Source organism: Serratia ficaria (assembly GCF_900187015.1).
Classification (GTDB): domain Bacteria; phylum Pseudomonadota; class Gammaproteobacteria; order Enterobacterales; family Enterobacteriaceae; genus Serratia; species Serratia ficaria.
Genome location: NZ_LT906479.1, coordinates 468,216 through 486,646, shown reverse-complemented (window position 1 = coordinate 486,646; position 18,431 = coordinate 468,216). Strand labels below are relative to the sequence as shown.

20 protein-coding genes and 1 tRNA gene are annotated in these 18,431 nt (G+C 58.0%); 11 read left to right on the top strand and 10 right to left on the bottom strand.

The features are described from left to right. Positions 1–10: 10 nt before the first annotated feature. The gene (gene epmA, locus CKW09_RS02210; protein WP_061800507.1) at positions 11–988 is read right to left on the bottom strand and encodes an elongation factor P--(R)-beta-lysine ligase; all 978 of its coding nucleotides are present in this window, start codon (positions 986–988) and stop codon (positions 11–13) included. 386 nt (positions 989–1,374) lie between these two features. Between epmA and frdA the strand changes: the two genes are divergently transcribed. From frdA to frdD, 4 genes are read left to right on the top strand one after another with little or no spacing between them, the layout of a single operon-like run. Beyond that, positions 1,375–3,171: a fumarate reductase (quinol) flavoprotein subunit gene (gene frdA / locus CKW09_RS02205; protein ID WP_061800509.1), complete on the top strand. Its 1,797-nt coding sequence runs from the start codon at positions 1,375–1,377 to the stop codon at positions 3,169–3,171. Next, the gene (locus tag CKW09_RS02200; RefSeq protein ID WP_061800510.1) at positions 3,164–3,898 is read left to right on the top strand and encodes a succinate dehydrogenase/fumarate reductase iron-sulfur subunit; all 735 of its coding nucleotides are present in this window, start codon (positions 3,164–3,166) and stop codon (positions 3,896–3,898) included. The genes frdA and CKW09_RS02200 overlap by 8 nt, the downstream gene beginning before the upstream one ends. Positions 3,899–3,913: 15 nt before the next feature. Further along, a complete protein-coding gene (gene frdC, locus CKW09_RS02195; RefSeq protein WP_061800511.1) occupies positions 3,914–4,306 on the top strand; it encodes a fumarate reductase subunit FrdC in 393 nt (130 codons plus the stop codon). Positions 4,307–4,318: 12 nt separating this feature from the next. Further along, a complete protein-coding gene (gene frdD / locus CKW09_RS02190; protein ID WP_061800512.1) occupies positions 4,319–4,678 on the top strand; it encodes a fumarate reductase subunit FrdD in 360 nt (119 codons plus the stop codon). Between the two features lie 57 nt (positions 4,679–4,735). Here frdD and sugE read toward each other — a convergent pair whose 3' ends face one another. The 4 genes from sugE to efp form a co-directional block, all read right to left on the bottom strand. Continuing rightward, a complete protein-coding gene (gene sugE / locus CKW09_RS02185; RefSeq protein WP_061800513.1) occupies positions 4,736–5,053 on the bottom strand; it encodes a quaternary ammonium compound efflux SMR transporter SugE in 318 nt (105 codons plus the stop codon). Between the two features lie 195 nt (positions 5,054–5,248). Beyond that, entirely contained in the window at positions 5,249–5,380 is a 132-nt protein-coding gene (locus CKW09_RS02180; protein WP_061800515.1) for an entericidin A/B family lipoprotein, read from the bottom strand. A 120-nt stretch (positions 5,381–5,500) separates the two neighbouring features. After that, positions 5,501–5,632, bottom strand: a complete 132-nt coding sequence (locus CKW09_RS02175) for an entericidin A/B family lipoprotein (RefSeq protein WP_061800517.1) — start codon at positions 5,630–5,632, stop codon at positions 5,501–5,503. A 72-nt stretch (positions 5,633–5,704) separates the two neighbouring features. Then, positions 5,705–6,271 carry an elongation factor P gene (gene efp, locus CKW09_RS02170; protein ID WP_061800519.1) on the bottom strand — a complete coding sequence of 189 codons (567 nt, stop codon included), beginning with the start codon at positions 6,269–6,271 and terminating at the stop codon, positions 5,705–5,707. A 42-nt stretch (positions 6,272–6,313) separates the two neighbouring features. On the opposite strand from efp, the gene epmB reads away from it, so the two are divergent. Then, positions 6,314–7,342: an EF-P beta-lysylation protein EpmB gene (gene epmB, locus CKW09_RS02165; RefSeq protein WP_061800521.1), complete on the top strand. Its 1,029-nt coding sequence runs from the start codon at positions 6,314–6,316 to the stop codon at positions 7,340–7,342. Positions 7,343–7,422: 80 nt separating this feature from the next. Here the strand turns inward: epmB and CKW09_RS02160 are convergent, their stop codons facing one another. The 4 genes from CKW09_RS02160 to CKW09_RS02145 form a co-directional block, all read right to left on the bottom strand. Further along, on the bottom strand, positions 7,423–7,767 hold the full coding sequence (locus CKW09_RS02160) for a DUF4156 domain-containing protein (protein ID WP_061800523.1): 345 nt from the start codon (positions 7,765–7,767) through the stop codon (positions 7,423–7,425). Between the two features lie 419 nt (positions 7,768–8,186). Continuing rightward, entirely contained in the window at positions 8,187–9,833 is a 1,647-nt protein-coding gene (gene groL, locus CKW09_RS02155) for a chaperonin GroEL (protein WP_061800525.1), read from the bottom strand. Between the two features lie 44 nt (positions 9,834–9,877). Beyond that, a complete protein-coding gene (locus tag CKW09_RS02150) occupies positions 9,878–10,171 on the bottom strand; it encodes a co-chaperone GroES (protein ID WP_004952634.1) in 294 nt (97 codons plus the stop codon). Between the two features lie 190 nt (positions 10,172–10,361). Beyond that, entirely contained in the window at positions 10,362–10,853 is a 492-nt protein-coding gene (locus CKW09_RS02145) for an FxsA family protein (RefSeq protein WP_095095408.1), read from the bottom strand. Between the two features lie 349 nt (positions 10,854–11,202). Here CKW09_RS02145 and aspA point away from each other — a divergent pair, with 349 nt between their 5' ends. The 6 genes from aspA to CKW09_RS02110 all read left to right on the top strand — a co-directional run bounded on the left by aspA (position 11,203) and on the right by CKW09_RS02110 (position 17,156). Beyond that, positions 11,203–12,639 carry an aspartate ammonia-lyase gene (gene aspA, locus CKW09_RS02140; protein WP_061800720.1) on the top strand — a complete coding sequence of 479 codons (1,437 nt, stop codon included), beginning with the start codon at positions 11,203–11,205 and terminating at the stop codon, positions 12,637–12,639. Positions 12,640–12,765: 126 nt separating this feature from the next. Then, positions 12,766–14,067, top strand: a complete 1,302-nt coding sequence (locus tag CKW09_RS02135) for an anaerobic C4-dicarboxylate transporter (RefSeq protein WP_095095405.1) — start codon at positions 12,766–12,768, stop codon at positions 14,065–14,067. Positions 14,068–14,175: 108 nt separating this feature from the next. Continuing rightward, positions 14,176–14,499 carry a divalent cation tolerance protein CutA gene (gene cutA, locus CKW09_RS02130; RefSeq protein WP_061800724.1) on the top strand — a complete coding sequence of 108 codons (324 nt, stop codon included), beginning with the start codon at positions 14,176–14,178 and terminating at the stop codon, positions 14,497–14,499. Further along, positions 14,475–16,187: a protein-disulfide reductase DsbD gene (locus tag CKW09_RS02125; protein WP_095095402.1), complete on the top strand. Its 1,713-nt coding sequence runs from the start codon at positions 14,475–14,477 to the stop codon at positions 16,185–16,187. Before cutA ends, CKW09_RS02125 begins: the two co-directional genes overlap by 25 nt. 158 nt (positions 16,188–16,345) lie before the next feature. Then, positions 16,346–16,921, top strand: coding sequence for a division control transcriptional repressor DicD (dicD, locus tag CKW09_RS02115; RefSeq protein ID WP_061800727.1), 576 nt, complete (start codon positions 16,346–16,348; stop codon positions 16,919–16,921). A gap of 159 nt (positions 16,922–17,080) precedes the next feature. After that, a tRNA-Phe gene (locus CKW09_RS02110) sits at positions 17,081–17,156 on the top strand. Positions 17,157–17,354: 198 nt separating this feature from the next. Here the strand turns inward: CKW09_RS02110 and CKW09_RS02105 are convergent. Then, positions 17,355–18,368, bottom strand: coding sequence for a tyrosine-type recombinase/integrase (locus tag CKW09_RS02105; protein ID WP_095095396.1), 1,014 nt, complete (start codon positions 18,366–18,368; stop codon positions 17,355–17,357). Positions 18,369–18,431 lie beyond the last annotated feature (63 nt).

Here is an 18,431-nt window from a genome sequence, read left to right as displayed (position 1 = left end):
ACAAGATATCCTATGCGCGCCCTACCGGGAAGGCGAGCACCTCGCTCAGGCTCTCGGCGCCCAACGCCAGCATCACCAGGCGGTCGACGCCCAGCGCCACCCCGGAACATTCCGGCATGCCGTGTTGCAGCGCGTCCAGCAGGTTGTTGTCGATCGGGTGCTGCGGCAGGCCGCGCTCCGCGCGCTTGCGGTTGTCCTGCTCGAAGCGCTGGCGCTGTTCGCGACTGTCGGTCAGTTCACGGAAGCCGTTCGCCAGTTCGATACCCTTGAAATACACCTCGAAACGTTCCGCCACGCGGTGGTCCTCGGTGCTGATCTCCGCCAACGCCGCCTGGCTGGCCGGGAAGTGATAAACAAAGGCCGGCTTTTCGCGGCCGATGTGCGGCTCCACCCCAACGGTGAACAGCAGCTGCAGCAGCGTGTCGCGGTCTTCTTCGGTATCGGCGATGTTGCTCAGATCGAGCTTGGCCGCCGCTTCCCGCAGCTGCGCCTTCTCCGCCGACAGCGGGTCGAGATCCAAATGGCGCAGGAACGCCTGCTGATAAGACAGGGTTTCCGCACTGTCGCAGTCCAGCACCTGCTGCAGCAAATCGTCCACTTCATTCATCAGCCGGTACATGTCGTAATGCGGACGGTACCATTCCAGCATGGTGAATTCCGGGTTGTGATGCCGCCCGGCCTCTTCATTGCGGAAGCTGCGCCCCATTTGATAGATCGGGCCGCTGCCCGCCGCCAGCAGGCGCTTCATGTGATATTCCGGGCTGGTCATCATGTACAGCGTCAGGCCGTCCGCCGCGCCCGGCCCGACGAAGCGCGTCTGGAACGGGAACAGGTGAATATCGGTAACCGTCGCCTGGCTCATGGTGGGCGTCTCAACTTCCAGCACGCCACGATCGGCGAAGAAACGCCGGATCTCAGCCAGGATCGCTGCGCGTTTCAACAAATTGGCGATGGGTGCACTTGGCTGCCAGCTTGCCGTTTCGCTCATGGTAATTACTCCGAAATCAAACAGGGGATGCAGTCTACTCGTATCCCGGCACGCAAACAAATTCTTCAGGGTCGGCGGGCCGCAGCGGCGTCGATTTCCGACAATCGGGCGGCAAAAAGGGCGATAAAAAGGCGAACGCACGCTGAACGCGCCGTCATGGCAGAACAGCCTGTCGGCTAACGATTAATCGACAAAACAATCGATCACATCAAATTTCCCCTACTTAACTTTAGGTATAGTTAATTCCCCACAAATGGTGGGAGATACCTATCCTTAACCTTTAATTAACATCAATCGGTTCAATTAGTTAGCACCCGAAGCGTTTCATTAAATTTTAAGCATAGATATTTAACTTGCCGTTCTTAACCGAACATTGGAGGAATGCAGTGCAAACCTTTAACGCCGATCTTGCCATTATTGGGGCCGGGGGCGCTGGTTTACGTGCAGCAATAGCCGCAGCGGAAGCCAACCCTCAACTGAAAATCGCGCTGATCTCTAAAGTCTATCCGATGCGCAGCCATACGGTCGCCGCCGAGGGGGGCTCCGCCGCCGTCACTCAGGATCACGATTCTTACGACTACCACTTCAACGACACCGTCGCCGGCGGCGACTGGCTGTGCGAGCAGGACGTGGTCGACCATTTCGTGCACCAGTGCCCGCGTGAAATGACCCAGCTGGAACAATGGGGCTGCCCCTGGAGCCGCAAACCGGACGGCTCGGTCAACGTGCGGCGCTTCGGCGGCATGAAGATCGAACGCACCTGGTTCGCCGCCGACAAAACCGGCTTCCATATGCTGCACACCCTGTTCCAGACCTCGCTGAAATACCCGCAAATCCAGCGTTTCGACGAGCACTTCGTGCTGGACATTCTGGTGGACGACGGCCAGGCGCGCGGCCTGGTGGCAATGAACATGATGGAAGGCACCCGCGTGCAGATCCGCGCCAATGCGGTGGTGATGGCCACCGGCGGCGCCGGGCGCGTGTACCGCTACAACACCAACGGCGGCATCGTCACCGGTGACGGCATGGGCATGGCGTTCCACCACGGCGTGCCGCTGCGCGATATGGAGTTCGTGCAGTACCACCCGACCGGCCTGCCCGGCTCCGGCATCCTGATGACCGAAGGCTGCCGCGGCGAAGGCGGCATCCTGGTCAACAAGGACGGCTACCGCTACCTGCAGGACTACGGCATGGGGCCGGAAACGCCGCTGGGCGAACCGAGAAACAAATATATGGAGCTGGGCCCGCGCGATAAAGTTTCGCAGGCCTTCTGGCACGAATGGCGCGCCGGGCGCACCGTCGCCACCCCGCGCGGCGACGTGGTCTATCTGGACCTGCGCCACCTGGGCGAGAAAAAGCTGCTGGAGCGGCTGCCGTTTATCTGCGAGCTGGCCAAGGCCTACGTCGGCGTCGATCCGGTGAAGGATCCGATCCCGGTGCGCCCCACCGCGCACTACACCATGGGCGGCATCGAAACCGATCAACACTGCGAAACCCGCATCAAGGGGCTGTTCGCGGTCGGCGAATGCTCTTCCGTCGGCCTGCACGGCGCCAATCGCCTCGGCTCCAACTCGCTGGCTGAACTGGTGGTATTCGGCCGGGTGGCCGGCGAACACGCCGCGCGCCGCGCGCTGGAAAGCGGCCCGGCCAACGGCAACGCGCTGGACGCCCAGGGCCGCGACGTCGAAACCCGGCTGAGCAACCTGATGAAACAGGAAGGCAGCGAAAACTGGTCGAAAATTCGCGACGAAATGGGCCTGTCGATGGAAGAAGGCTGCGGCATCTACCGCACGCCGGAGCTGATGCAAAAAACCATCGATAAGCTGGCCGAGCTGAAGGAACGTTTCAAACGGGTCAAAATCACCGACAGCTCCAGCGTGTTCAATACCGATCTGTTGTACAGCATCGAGCTGGGCTACGGCCTGGACGTCGCCGAATGCATGGCGCACTCCGCCTTCAACCGCAAGGAATCGCGCGGCGCGCACCAACGTCTGGATGAGGGCTGCACCGAGCGCGACGACGTCAACTTCCTCAAACATACGCTGGCGTTCCACAACCCGGCCGGTGCGCCGCGGCTGGAATACAGCGAAGTGAAAATCACCAAGCTGCCGCCGGCCAAACGCGTTTACGGCGCCGAAGCCGATGCGCAGGAGAAAAAGGATAAGGAGCAGGCCAATGGCTGAGATGAAAACCCTGAAAATCGAAGTCATGCGCTATAACCCGGAACGCGACGCCGAGCCGCATTTCGAGACCTACGCCGTGCCTTACGATGAACAGACCTCGCTGCTCGACGCGCTGGGTTACATCAAGGACAACCTGGCGCCTGACCTTTCCTACCGCTGGTCCTGCCGCATGGCGATCTGCGGCTCCTGCGGCATGATGGTCAACCGGGTGCCGAAGTTGGCGTGCAAAACCTTCCTGCGGGAATACACCGGCGGCATGAAGGTCGAGGCGCTGGGCAATTTCCCCATCGAGCGCGATCTGGTGGTCGACATGACCCACTTTATCGAGAGCCTGGAGGCGATTAAGCCCTACATCATCGGCAACGACCGCACACCGGAAGAAGGCCCGAACGTACAGACTCCGGCGCAGATGGCAAAATATCACCAGTTCTCCGGCTGCATCAACTGCGGCCTGTGCTACGCCGCCTGCCCGCAATTCGGCCTCAATCCGGAGTTTATCGGCCCGGCGGCGATCACCCTGGCGCACCGTTACAACCTGGACAACCGCGACCGCGGCAAGAAACAGCGCATGCCGCAGCTCAACGGTCAAAACGGCGTCTGGAGCTGCACCTTTGTCGGCTATTGCTCCGAAGTCTGTCCGAAACACGTCGATCCGGCCGCCGCCATCCAGCAGGGCAAGGTGGAAAGCGCCAAAGACTTCATGATCGCCATGCTGAAGCCGCAATAAGGGAGAAAAATTGCCATGACAACACAACGTAAGCCCTATGTGCGCACCATGACGCCCACCTGGTGGCAGAAACTCGGCTTCTATCGCTTCTACATGCTGCGTGAAGGCACGTCGGTATTGGCGGTGTGGTTCAGCATCGTGCTGCTGTACGGCGTGTTCGCGCTGAAGGGCGGCGCGGAAAGCTGGGCCGCTTTCGTCGGTTTTTTGCAAAACCCGCTGGTGCTGCTGCTCAACATCGTCGCGCTGCTGGCGGCGGCATTGCATACCAAAACCTGGTTCGATCTGGCGCCGAAAGCCGCCAATATCGTGGTTAACAGCGAAAAAATGGGGCCCGGACCGATCGTCAAAGGGCTGTGGGCGGTCACCCTGGTGGTCAGCGTGATCATTCTGGCCGTCGCCCTGATGTAATCCGGAGGAAACATGATAAATCAAGCACCTAAACGCTCCGACGAGCCGGTTTTCTGGGGGTTGTTCGGCGCCGGCGGCATGTGGGGCGCGATAGTCGCGCCGGCCATCGTGCTGCTGGTCGGCATACTGCTGCCGCTGGGGCTGTACCCCGGCGAGGCGCTGGACTATGAGCGGGTGCTGGCGTTCTGCCAGAGCCTGATCGGCCGCCTGTTCCTGCTGCTGATGATCATTCTGCCGCTGTGGTGCGGCCTGCACCGCATCCACCACGCCATGCATGACCTGAAGATCCACGTGCCGGCCGGCAAATGGGTGTTCTACGGGCTGGCGGCGATCCTCAGCGTCGTAACCCTGATCGGGGTCGTCACCCTGTAAACCGCTGCGGCGGCCAATGTCCGTTGGCCGCCTGTTTTAGGTAGGTGACTGGAGTTATCAGTGGCTGCTGAACTTCAGGCCAAGTATCCCGACCACAATCAGGCACAGGCTGATGATGCGCGCGATATTGGTCGATTCGCCCAGCAATATCATCCCCATAATCGCTGCCCCCACCGCGCCGATGCCGGTCCAGACCGCATAGGCGGTGCCGGCGGGCAGCGTTTTCATGGCGTTGGCCAGCAGCAACATGCTGACCACCATCGCGGCGACGGTAATGATGCTGGGCGTGAGGCGGGTGAAACCCTGGGTGTATTTCAGACCGATAGCCCATACCACTTCGAGCAAACCGGCGATAAGCAGAATAATCCAGGCCATGAGACGGCCTCCATAAGCATGGGGTCGTCCCCGATGTAATGACGCGTGAACAGGTCGTCCCGTTCAGCTTGATGACAAATGCCGGGCAATTATAACGCAGCAAGACAAACGCGGAAAGGCGGGCATAAAGCGGTATTCCACAAAACGAACCGGGCGTTACTGCTTATGGAATACCACCGGAGTCTGGAAACACGCTTATTCCGCGCTGCGCTGAATGGCCTGGCCCCCGGCCTGGATATCTTCACCCACGCCCTTGGTGGTGTTGCATGCGGTCAATGAGCTCAAAATCATCAAAGAGAAAATGGCGATAATACTTTTCTTCAGCATAGGAAAGTCCTTATTTGTCGTGATGAAAAAGTACGGCCTTCTAAGCTTAGTAAACATTGACGCACGCCGCTGTTTAAAATGGCGTTTTTTTGGTCTAAATGATAAGTGGAGTTAATGCTTTTAGCTGGCCGTGCGCGAGATAGCGCCGCCAAGGTGTTGAACGTCTTCGCCAAAGCCGCGAAACGTATTACAGCCGCTTAGGGATGCCAGCAGCAACAGGGAGATCACGGCCAACAGCGTTTTCTTCATCATGCGAATTTTCTGCCAACGGTCGACGGGAAGGGATAAAACAGAGGAACCGCGGGGGTTCCTCTGCCTTGAAACTTATTTAACGCGAGATACGTATTCGCCAGAGCGGGTGTCAACGCGGACAACTTCGCCAATCTGCACGAACAATGGCACTTTAACCACGGCGCCGGTGCTCAGGGTCGCAGGCTTGCCGCCGGTACCGGCGGTATCGCCTTTCAGGCCTGGATCGGTATCAGTGATTTCCGCTTCGATGAAGTTCGGCGGCTGAACGGCGATAGGACGGCCGTCCCACAGGGTGATGATACATTCCGCATTGTCCTGCAGCCATTTTGCCGCGTCGGATACGGTTTTGCCGTCGACCTGATGCTGTTCGAAGGTCTCTGGGTGCATGAAGTGATAGAACTCGCCGTCGGTGTACAGGTAGTTCATGTTGGTGTCTACTACGTCCGCGCCTTCGCAAGAGTCGGTAGATTTAAAGGTTTTTTCCACGCGGGTGCCGGTCAGCAGACGGCGCATTTTTACGCGGGCGAACGCCTGGCCTTTACCAGGTTTAACGAACTCGCTTGACTCGACGGCGTAAGGTTCGCCCTCGAACATGATTTTAAGACCCGGACGGAAATCGTTGCTAGAATAAGTCGCCATGATGGCCCTCTGAATATTTGAACTGGTAGCTTAGCCAAAAAAATGGCACACATTATAACCCGAACTACGGCATATAGAGAAGATTGGTTGCATCAACTCGCCGATGTTATTACCGATCCTGATGAATTACTGCAGCTTTTGTCACTGAATACGCACCCGGAACTGCCGCAGGGGCGCGATGCCCGCCGGCTATTCGCGCTGCGAGTGCCGCGCGCCTTTGCCGCGCGCATGCGGCCGGGCGATGCCAATGACCCCCTGCTGCGCCAGGTGCTGACCGTCAAAGAAGAATTCATCAACGCTCCCGGCTTCACCACTGACCCGCTGGATGAACAGCGCAGCGTGGTGCCCGGCCTGCTGCACAAATACCGCAATCGCGCGCTGCTGCTGGTCAAGGGCGGCTGTGCGGTCAACTGCCGCTACTGTTTCCGCCGCCATTTCCCGTATCAGGACAACCAGGGCAACAAGGCCAACTGGCGTCAGGCGCTGGATTATATCCGCCAACACCCGGAACTGGATGAAATTATTTTCTCCGGCGGCGATCCGCTGATGGCGAAAGACAGCGAACTGGACTGGCTGATCGGCGAGCTGGAAGCCATCCCGCACCTGAAGCGCCTGCGCATTCACACCCGGCTGCCGGTGGTGATCCCGGCGCGCATTACCCCCGATCTGTGCCGGCGGCTGTCGGCATCGCGCCTGCAGGTGCTGATGGTGACCCATATCAACCACGCCAACGAGATCGACCGCGAGCTGCAGGCCGCCATGGCGCAGCTGAAGCTGGCCGGGGTGACGCTGCTCAATCAAAGCGTGCTGCTGCGCGGCATCAACGACGACGCCGACACGCTGGCGGCGCTGAGCAACGCGCTGTTTGACGCCGGCATTCTGCCCTATTACATCCACGTGCTGGACAAGGTGCAGGGCGCGGCGCATTTCATGGTCAGCGACGACGAAGCGCGCGCCATCATGCAGGCGCTGCTGAGCAAGGTTTCCGGCTATATGGTGCCGCGCCTGACGCGCGAAGTGGGCGGCAAACCGAGCAAAACGCCGCTCGACCTGCACCTGATGCAGAACTGAAGCGCCGCGAGGGCAACAAAAAGAGGAATGCCTGGGCATTCCTCTTTTTTTATTTGTTCGCTGCTATCGGCGCCGGTGCCTTATGGGCACTTATAAACCTGGCCGACCATTTTGCTGTCCAGCGGGGCGAAGCTCGAGAGCAGGTTTTGGCTCGGGCTGTTGGCGCCGTAAATCACGTTGCCGCCCATTTCCGCCGCCTTGTTGCGCAGATCGTTAGCCGCACCGCGCATCGAGCTGCCTTCGCCGCCGTTGCCGGACAGCCAGTTGCTCTGGGTGCCGGTCACTTCACCCAACAGTTGGCATTCCGCCGCCGGTTTGGTGTCGGTGAACTTAATCTGCTGACCTGCAGCGGTCAGTTGATGAGTGTTGCTGCAACCCGCCAGCAGTACGGCTGCCGAGAGACCCAGTAAGGCTTTAATCCGCATCTTGTTCCCCATATGATGTTGAGAATTACGCAAAATCTTATACCCGTCGTCTTTCAAGTTGCAGCCTTGTCGACTGCTTACAAGCCCATCCATGGGTCTTGCCCCTCCGGGGCCGCTGCAAGCAGCGTTCAAATCTGTTCCCGACAGATTTGTCGCTAACCCCAGTGACTTACTCAAGTAAGCGCCTGGCTGTCACTTGAAATTCATAGGGTATATCAGAAAGCGTTGCCACCTCTTAAGCATCCGTTGCCACCGAACGCTGGCCAACGTCTTGAGCGACAGCTGAGACCGATCAGTTTACCAGCTAAATCGCCTCGGGCTGCAAAAATATCATCAAATACAGTGCGGCAAAAAGCACAAAATAAAAAACCCCGGCCAGAAGACCGGGGTTTCTCAACACGCGTGAGCGCGGGGGATGATTACATCATGCCGCCCATGCCACCCATGCCGCCCATGCCGCCGGCGCCGCCTAAGTCAGGCGCGTCAGCTTTAGGCAGATCGGTAACCATGCACTCGGTGGTGATCATCAGGCCAGCCACGGAAGCCGCGTACTGCAGAGCAGAACGGGTGACTTTGGTCGGATCCAGGATGCCCATCGCGATCATGTCGCCGTATTCTTCGGAGTAAGCGTTGTAGCCGTAGCTGCCTTCGCCCGCTTTCACGTTGTTAGCGATAACAGAGGCTTCTTCACCGGCGTTGATCACGATCTGACGCAGTGGAGATTCCATCGCGCGCAGCGCAACTTTGATACCGACGTTCTGGTCTTCGTTGTCGCCTTTCAGGCCGGCAATTTTGCCCGCCACGCGGATCAGCGCAACGCCGCCGCCGGCAACCACGCCTTCTTCCACCGCAGCACGGGTTGCGTGCAGGGCGTCTTCAACGCGGGCTTTCTTCTCTTTCATTTCAACTTCAGTGGCTGCGCCAACTTTGATAACGGCAACGCCGCCGGCCAGTTTAGCTACGCGCTCCTGCAGTTTTTCACGATCGTAGTCAGAGGTCGCTTCTTCGATCTGCTGACGGATCTGGGTAACGCGGCCCTGAATGGTGGCTTCGTCGCCCACGCCATCGATGATGATGGTGGTGTCTTTGTTGATCACAACGCGTTTTGCCTGACCCAGATCTTCCAGGGTGGCTTTTTCCAGCTCCAGGCCGATCTCTTCAGAGATAACGGTACCGGCAGTCAGGGTAGCGATGTCCTGCAGCATGGCTTTACGACGGTCGCCGAAGCCAGGCGCTTTAACCGCAGCCACTTTCACGATGCCGCGCATGGTGTTGACCACCAGGGTAGCCAGCGCTTCGCCTTCAACATCTTCAGCGACGATCAGCAGCGGTTTGCCGGCTTTCGCCACGGCTTCCAGCACTGGCAGCAGTTCGCGGATGTTGGAGATTTTTTTGTCAGCCAGCAGGATGAACGGGCTTTCCAGCTCGACAGAACCGGTTTCCGGCTTGTTGATGAAGTAAGGGGACAGGTAGCCGCGATCGAACTGCATACCTTCAACCACGTCCAGCTCGTCTTGCAGGCCGGTGCCTTCTTCAACGGTGATGACGCCTTCTTTGCCCACTTTTTCCATCGCTTCTGCAATCAGTTTACCCACGGTTTCGTCGGAGTTTGCAGAGATGGTGCCTACCTGTGCGATGGCTTTGGAGTCGGAGCAAGGTACGGACAGTTTTTTCAGCTCTTCAACCGCAGCGACCACGGCTTTGTCGATGCCGCGCTTCAGATCCATCGGGTTCATGCCGGCAGCCACGGCTTTCAGGCCTTCGGTGATGATGGATTGGGCCAGTACGGTTGCGGTGGTGGTGCCGTCGCCTGCAGCGTCGTTCGCTTTGGAGGCAACTTCTTTCACCATTTGCGCACCCATGTTTTCGAACTTGTCTTCCAGTTCGATTTCACGGGCAACGGATACGCCGTCTTTGGTGATGGTCGGCGCGCCGAAGGATTTATCCAGCACTACGTTGCGGCCTTTCGGGCCCAGGGTCACTTTTACTGCATCAGCGAGAACATTCACGCCGCGGAGCATTTTCACGCGAGCGTCGTTGCCGAATTTTACGTCTTTAGCTGCCATTGGTATTTCCCTTCAACTCGTTCAGTTCAGAAGATAAAGCGCAATTACGCTTCAACAATTGCCAGAATGTCGCTTTCGGACATGATCAACACTTCTTCATTGTCGATCTTCTCTGCTTTCACGCCGTAGCCGTCGTTGAAAATCACGATATCGCCAACTTTCACATCCAGCGGTTGGATGTTGCCGCTTTCCAGCACACGCCCCTTACCCACTGCAACCACTTCACCACGAGTAGATTTACCCGCTGCAGAGCCAGTCAGAACGATGCCGCCAGCAGATTTTGATTCAACTTCTTTGCGCTTGACGATAACGCGGTCATGCAATGGACGAATACTCATTGAACGCTCTCCTGTAAGAAGGTCTCTATCAGATTTAGGGTTGTTCACCGGAATTTTTGTTATTACCGGCCTCGTGGAATTTGAGATGGGGGCATTCCATCCCCCTTCAAGGGGCCAGCTAAAAAAATTTTCGCTTTTGAGGACAATCCTCAGCGGCGGAAACAAAAAACGCGGCCCGAGCCGCGTTTTTTTAGCGATCGTTGCGCTTGTCGCGCTCATCGGGCTGGTGCTCCAGCCTGTAGCGATCGTCATCCTTACGCTGGAACTCGCCGTCGAAGGTGTTGCCGTTGGCGGCGTCGCCGCCGGGGCCCCATCCGCCTGGGCGGTAGACCGACAGATGCGGCATCAGCTTCAGCGTCAGCGTTTTTTGCACCGGCGGCAGCAGCAGCAACAGGCCGAGGAAATCGGTGAAGAAGCCCGGCACCAACAGCAGGAAGCCCGCCAGCACCAACGAAACGCTTTTCACCATTTCCGCCGCCGGGCTTTCGCCGGCAGCCAGTTTTTGCTGCATTTGCACGAAGGTTTTCATGCCCTGATTGCGCACCAGCGAAATGCCGACGCAGGAGGTAAACACCACCAGCAACAGGGTGACAGCCACGCCAAGCACGGCGGCGACTTTGATAAATAAGGATATTTCTATGTAAGCCAGCAGAAATATCAGCAGTAGCGGTAACCAGCGCACCTGGTTCTCCTATCGGTAGGTAAGGCGCAGCCGCTCTAAGGCGGCTGCGCGAAAAGGGAGGCCGTTCAAGGCCGACCCGAATAGAATGGGGACATCCGCCGGCCATTTCAACCAAAGGCCCTTTTTTATTGCTAAAGTTAGCAAACGTGAAAGAGATCACAGAACCGGAAAAGTGCGTTTTTATAAGCATCATAAGGTGATCTGGATTCAGTCATTTATTACTGACCAGCATATGATCTGGGCAGCAACGGGCGATATGGTTAATCGTTTCATGCCCCAAGCCTTCGGCAACATAAATTAGTTACCTGACAAATTATTAATTCGGCAGCAACACATAGAGAAGGTTCTCATGTCAAACAACATTCGTATCGAAGAAGACCTGTTAGGAACACGTGAAGTCCCCGCAGAAGCCTACTACGGTGTTCACACTCTGCGTGCGATTGAAAACTTCTATATCAGCAACAGCAAAATCAGCGATGTTCCCGAGTTTGTGCGCGGCATGGTGATGGTGAAAAAAGCCGCGGCGATGGCGAATAAAGAACTAAAAACGATTCCGCGCAAGATCGCCGACGTCATCATTCAGGCCTGTGACGAAGTGCTGGATAAAGGCAAATGCATGGACCAGTTCCCGGTGGACGTGTTCCAGGGCGGCGCCGGCACCTCGCTGAACATGAACACCAACGAAGTGCTGGCCAACATCGGCCTGGAGCTGATGGGCCACCAGAAAGGCGAATACCAGTACCTGAACCCCAACGACCACCTCAATAAATGCCAGTCCACCAACGACGCCTACCCGACCGGTTTCCGCATCGCGGTGTACGCCTCCAATCAAAAACTGATCGACGCCATCAACCAGCTGCGCGAAGGCTTTGACCGCAAGGCGAAAGAGTTCGAGACCATCCTGAAGATGGGCCGCACCCAGCTGCAGGACGCGGTGCCGATGACTCTCGGCCAGGAATTCCACGCTTTCAGCGTGCTGTTGAACGAAGAAACCCGCAACCTGCACCGCACCGCGGAGCTGCTGCTGGAGGTCAACCTGGGCGCCACCGCCATCGGCACCGCGCTCAACACCCCGGAAGGCTACCAGCCGCTGGCGGTGCAGAAGCTGGCCGAAGTCAGCGGCCTGCCGGTGGTGCCGGCGGAGGACCTGATCGAAGCCACCTCCGACTGCGGCGCCTACGTGATGGTGCACAGCGCGCTGAAACGCCTGGCGGTCAAGCTGTCCAAAATTTGCAACGACCTGCGCCTGCTCTCTTCCGGCCCGCGCGCCGGCCTGAACGAAATCAACCTGCCGGAGCTGCAGGCGGGTTCTTCCATCATGCCGGCCAAGGTGAACCCGGTGGTGCCGGAAGTGGTCAATCAGGTGTGTTTCAAGGTGATTGGCAACGACACTTGCGTTACCATGGCGGCCGAAGCTGGCCAGCTGCAGTTGAACGTGATGGAGCCGGTGATCGGCCAGGCGATGTTCGAGTCTGTCCATATCCTGACCAACGCCTGCTATAACCTGCTGGAAAAATGCATCAACGGCATTACCGCCAATAAAGAAGTGTGCGAGCACTACGTCTTCAACTCTATCGGTATCGTGACCTATCTGAACCCGTTCATCGGCCACCACAACGGTGACATCGTCGGGAAGATCTGCGCCGAAACCGGCAAGAGCGTGCGCGAAGTGGTGCTGGAACGCGGCCTGCTGACCGAAGCCGAGCTGGATGACATCTTCTCCGTAGAGAACCTGATGCACCCGGCCTACAAAGCCAAACGCTATACGGATGAAAATGAACAATAACAGCCCTACCCGGTAGCCCGAAAGGCACGCTGAATCCCCTGGATAGCGTGCCTTTTTACTTTCCGGCGCCCACAAAATTTTAACGTTTGATTTTCAATTTATTTCATTTCTTAAGGAGTAGACACTATGTTAGCCGTGGAATTGGTTATCGTTCTGCTGGCCATCTTTTTAGGTGCCAGGCTGGGCGGTATCGGTATCGGGTTCGCCGGAGGGCTGGGGGTATTGGTCCTGGCGTTGATCGGCGTCAAGCCGGGCAGCATCCCCTTCGACGTGATCTCCATCATCATGGCGGTGATCGCCGCGATCTCCGCCATGCAGGTCGCCGGGGGGATGGATTATCTGGTGCAGCAAACCGAAAAATTGCTGCGCAAGAACCCCAAGCACATCACCATACTCGCCCCCATCGTGACCTATTTTCTGACCATCTTCGCCGGCACCGGCAATATCTCGCTCTCTGCGCTGCCGGTGATTGCCGAAGTGGCGAAAGAACAGGGCATCAAGCCTTGCCGCCCGCTGTCGACCGCGGTGGTGTCCGCCCAGATAGCCATCACCGCTTCGCCGATTTCCGCCGCGGTGGTGTACATGTCTTCGGTGATGGAAGGCCACGGCGTCAGCTACCTGCATTTGCTGATGGTGGTGCTGCCTTCAACCTTCTGCGCCGTGCTGGTGATGTCGCTGCTGGTCACCTGGCTGTTCGACTCCAGGCTGTCTGACGACCCGGTTTACCTGAAGCGCCTGGAAGAAGGCCTGATCACCCTGCGCGGCAACAACGCGCTGGCGATCAAACCGCGCGCCAAGACCTCGGTGCTGCTGTTCCTGCTGGGGGTGCTGTGCGTGGTGGCCTACGCCATCATCAACAGCCCGGGCCTGGGCCTGGTGGCCAAACCGCTGATGAACACCACCAACGCCATTCTGATCATCATGCTGAGCGTCGCCACCCTGACCACCCTGCTGTGCCGCGTCGATACCGACATGGTGCTCAACTCGAGCACCTTCAAAGCCGGCATGAGCGCCTGTATCTGTATCCTGGGCGTCGCCTGGCTGGGCGACACCTTCGTGCAGGCCAACATCGACTGGATCAAAGAGACGGCCGGCAGCGTGATTCAGGCGCATCCGTGGCTGTTGGCGGTGATCTTCTTCTTCTGCTCGGCGCTGCTGTACTCGCAGGCCGCCACCGCCAAGGCGCTGATGCCGATGGCGCTGGCGCTGAACGTGTCGCCGCTGACCGCCGTCGCCTCTTTCGCCGCCGTATCCGGCCTGTTCATCCTGCCGACCTACCCGACGTTGGTCGCCGCGGTGCAAATGGACGACACCGGCACCACGCGCATCGGCCGCTTCGTGTTCAACCACCCGTTCTTCATCCCCGGCACCATCGGCGTGATATTGGCGGTGGTATTCGGCTTCCTGCTGGGCAGCCTGATGTTGTAATCCCCGACCGGGGCTGCGGCCCCGGTTTCCCCTTTGGCGATAAACTCGCCTTCTAGCCAATCCGCCTTCGGGGTATAGTGCCCACACGACTCAATGAGAGGGCTGAAGATGTCTGATTGCGAAGCTGTCGTCATACTTTGTACCGCACCCGACGAAGCCAGCGCCCAGGAACTGGCGGCGCGGGTACTGGGCGAAAAGCTGGCGGCCTGCGCCACGCTGCTGCCCGGCGCGACGTCGCTGTATTACTGGGAAGGGAAACTGGAACAGGAATACGAGGTGCAGATGCTGTTCAAAAGCGATCGCCGCCATCAAGAGGCTCTGCTCAACACCCTGAAACAACATCACCCGTACCAGACGCCCGAACTGCTGGTGCTGCCGGTGATGGCCGGAGATAAAGACTACCTGTTATGGATCAACGCCTCATTAAACTGATTTTGCTGCTCTGCAGCCTGTTTTTCCTGCCGCAGGCGGCGCAGGCCTCGCTGTTCGGCCAGAGCGGCGGCAGCCAGTTCGTGCCCGTCGATCAGGCTTTCGCCTTCGATTTCAAACAGCAAGGCAGCCAGCTGACGCTGAACTGGCAAATTCGCCCCGGCTATTACCTGTATCGACAGCAGATCAAGCTGGTGCCGCAGCGGGCGGAGCTGGGCGCCTTTACGCTGCCGGACGGGCTGAGCCACCGGGATGAATTCTTCGGCGAGGTCGCCATTTTCAAGCAGCAGCTTAACCTGAGCATTCCGCTGCGGCAGGCGGCGGCCAACGCCAGCCTGAGCGTCACCTATCAGGGCTGCGCCGAGGCCGGCTTCTGCTACCCGCCGGAAACCCGCACGATCCCGCTGGATGCGGTGAGCGCCGCCGTACTGCCGACGCCCGTACCCGCAGAGCCGGCGCCCGCCAGCCTGCCGTTCTCGCCGCTGTGGGCGCTGCTGATCGGCATCGGCATCGCCTTCACCCCCTGCGTGCTGCCGATGTATCCGCTTATTTCCGGCATCATCCTCGGCCGGGAAAGGCCGCACGGCAGCGGGCGCATTCTGGCGCTGGCGCTGGTTTACGTGCAGGGCATGGCGTTGACCTACACCCTGCTCGGGCTGGTGGTCGCCGCCGCCGGGCTGCAGTTCCAGGCGGCGCTGCAGCACCCCTACGTGCTGATCGGCCTGTCGGTGCTGTTTATCGCCCTGGCGCTGTCGATGTTCGGCCTGTACTCGCTGCAGCTGCCTTCCGCGCTGCAGACCCGCCTGGCCAACTGGAGCAACACCCAGCGCGGCGGCTCGCTGGCCGGAGTATTCCTGATGGGCGCGCTGGCCGGGCTGATTTGTTCGCCCTGCACCACCGCGCCGCTGAGCGCCATCCTGCTGTATATCGCCCAGAGCGGCAATATGTGGGCCGGCGGCGGCACGCTGTATCTTTACGCGCTGGGAATGGGCATTCCGCTGGTGATCGTCACCCTGTTCGGCAACCGCCTGCTGCCGCGCAGCGGCCCCTGGATGCAGTATGTCAAAGAGGCCTTCGGCTTCGTGATCCTGGCGCTGCCGGTCTTCCTGCTGGAGCGGGTGATCGGCGAGCTGTGGGGATTGCGGTTGTGGAGCCTGCTCGGCCTGGCGTTCTTCGGCTGGGCCTTCGCCCTGAGCCTGAAATCTTCCCGCGGCTGGGCCAGAGCGCTGCAGCTGCTGTTGCTGGCGGTGGCGGTGATCGCCGCACGGCCGCTGCAGGACTGGGCGTTCGGCGCCACTGGCGCGCAACAGGCCAACCTGCCGCACCTGAACTTCACCCGCATCGAGAACGTCGGGCAGCTCGACCAGGCACTGCAGCAGGCGCAGGGCAAGCCGGTGATGCTGGATCTGTACGCCGACTGGTGCGTCGCCTGCAAGGAGTTCGAGAAATATACCTTCAGCGATGCGGCGGTTCAGGCTAAGCTGGCCAACGTGGTGCTGCTGCAGGCGGACGTTACCGCCAACAACGCCGAACAGGCGGCGCTGCTGAAGCGCCTGCAGGTCCTCGGATTGCCGACCATTCTGTTCTTCAACGGCGCCGGCCAAGAGCTGACCGCACAGCGGGTCACCGGCTTTATGAATGCGCCGGCGTTTAACGCGCATTTGCAGAAAGCGGTGCGACATACGCTATAGCTTTCGAGTTGCAGCTAGGCGGCAAGCACGGGAGTCCCCAGGAGCTTACTAAAGTAAGTGACTGGGGTGAGTGTGAGCAGCCAACAACGCTGCGGCTCGAAAGATGACGGGTATAGTAAATAACACTGATGATCTGAACCGAATTGGAGGAAGCACAAGTGCAACGTGAACACGTCCTTGATACGGCACTGGGGCTGTTGGAACAACAGGGCCTGGCGACCACCACGCTGGAGATGCTGGCGGAAAAACTTGCGGTGCAGCCCAGCGATCTCAAACGGTTTTGGCCGGACCGCGAAGCGCTGCTGTATGACTGCCTGCGCTATCACGGCCAGCAGATCGACACCTGGCGCCGCCAGCTGCTGCTGGACGAAACCCTGAGCCCGCAGCAAAAGCTGCTGGCGCGCTATGACGTGCTGGCGGAATACGTGCAGCATGACCGCTATCCCGGCTGCCTGTTTATCGCCGCCTGCAGCTTCTTCCCGGAAACGGATCACCCTATCCACCAGCTGGCGGAACAGCAAAAGCTCACCTCGCTGGAGCTGACCCGCGACCTGCTGCGCGAAATGGACGCCGACGACGCCGATATGGTGGCGCAGCAGATGGAACTGATCCAGGAAGGCTGCCTGAGCAAACTGCTGGTAAAACGTCAGCTCCAGGACGTATCGGTCGCCAAACGGCTGGCCGAAGACATCTTGCAGGTGGCGCAGTGCCGCAGGAACGGCGCTCTGGGCTGAGCGGCCGATTCACCCGGGCCAATCGGCCCGCGGTTACGGCCTGTGCGGGCGCATTTTTACGCCCTTTGACTGAAAAGCCAGCAACCGGACGCATTTTCAGGTATTTCACGCATAAAGCCGTTGACGGCCCCCGGCCAATACGGTTTAATGCTGCCCGTTGCCCGGATAGCTCAGTCGGTAGAGCAGGGGATTGAAAATCCCCGTGTCCTTGGTTCGATTCCGAGTCCGGGCACCACTAATTCTGCATGAAAGTACGCTGGTTAGGGGTACACCCTTTAACGGGCGGAACAAAGGAACTAGCAAGTTGATATCGCAGTGTTTTTCGAATTTGCACACTCGATGTTAATAACTAGGTTCCTCTTAAAAAGGATGCCTGTGTGACAGCACAGGCATCCTTTTCTCGATCACTGTTGATTTTTACAGCTTGTTAAAGTTATGTCAAGGCTAGCCTGCCGTCTTCTTCACGCATTGGTATTACATCCATATACAGTGATAATTCATCCTCTAACGCTTGTCCTGTGATCTTTAAATCCAGTTCGACATACTCCATCGTTGTACTGACACTCCGATGGCCAAGTAGACCTTTCACCATGGCCAAATTTCGGTCTGGAGACTTCATCATTTCGGTTGCCAGAGTATGTCTGAATCGATGTGGACTCACCTTAAAACCACATTCTTTCGTTAGTCTGCTGAAGAATGAGCGAACAGGTTGGATTGCAGGTTCTGAGTCAACTTCACCTAATGGATTCAAGAATCGCTCTACATCAAATAGATAATCAGCTGGTTCGGCCCCTTGCGCTATAGCGCGGTCAAAAAGTATTCGCATCCTTTCCCGGACAAAGCTCACAATAGGAACTAACCACTCGCGATGTGTTTTACTGCCTTCTTTACACAGCAACATCGAGTTAGTCTCCAGGTCTACATCCATGAGCCGTATATGTAATAACTGATTTTGCCGCATCCCAGTCGAACGCAACACATCGATGACGGTCCGCCAATACCACACAGGGAACAGCGCGCAGGGACGGCATTTACCTACCCGTAATTTTTCTCGCTCTTCAAATTGTTCTAACACCAGATTCACTTTTATCAGTTGGTCACGGTTCAATACTTTTTTACGCTTGCTACCCGGCGGTACTTGCGTTTCATTCAGCGGATTCTCCTCTAAATTGAGCCATTTTTTCTTGATCCCCTGATTGTAGATAGCACGCAAATGCCGAGCTTTATTATTCCATGTACTTGTTGTTAACCCTCTTCCCAGCATATCCCTACGCCACAAAATCAGTTCACGGTTCGTGACCTCTTCTGGTAACGTGTCATACCCAATAAATTTCCTGAAAACAGCAACCACCCGGCGATAGCTCCTTTCAGTTTCAGGACGTAACGCCTTCGAGAAAAAATACTCTTCGAGCAAAGTATCCCAATCCATAGCACGCGATTTATGCATGATATCCCCCTAGTTTAAATAGAAGCCTTGCGAACATTCTGTGATCACAAAACACGATTAATC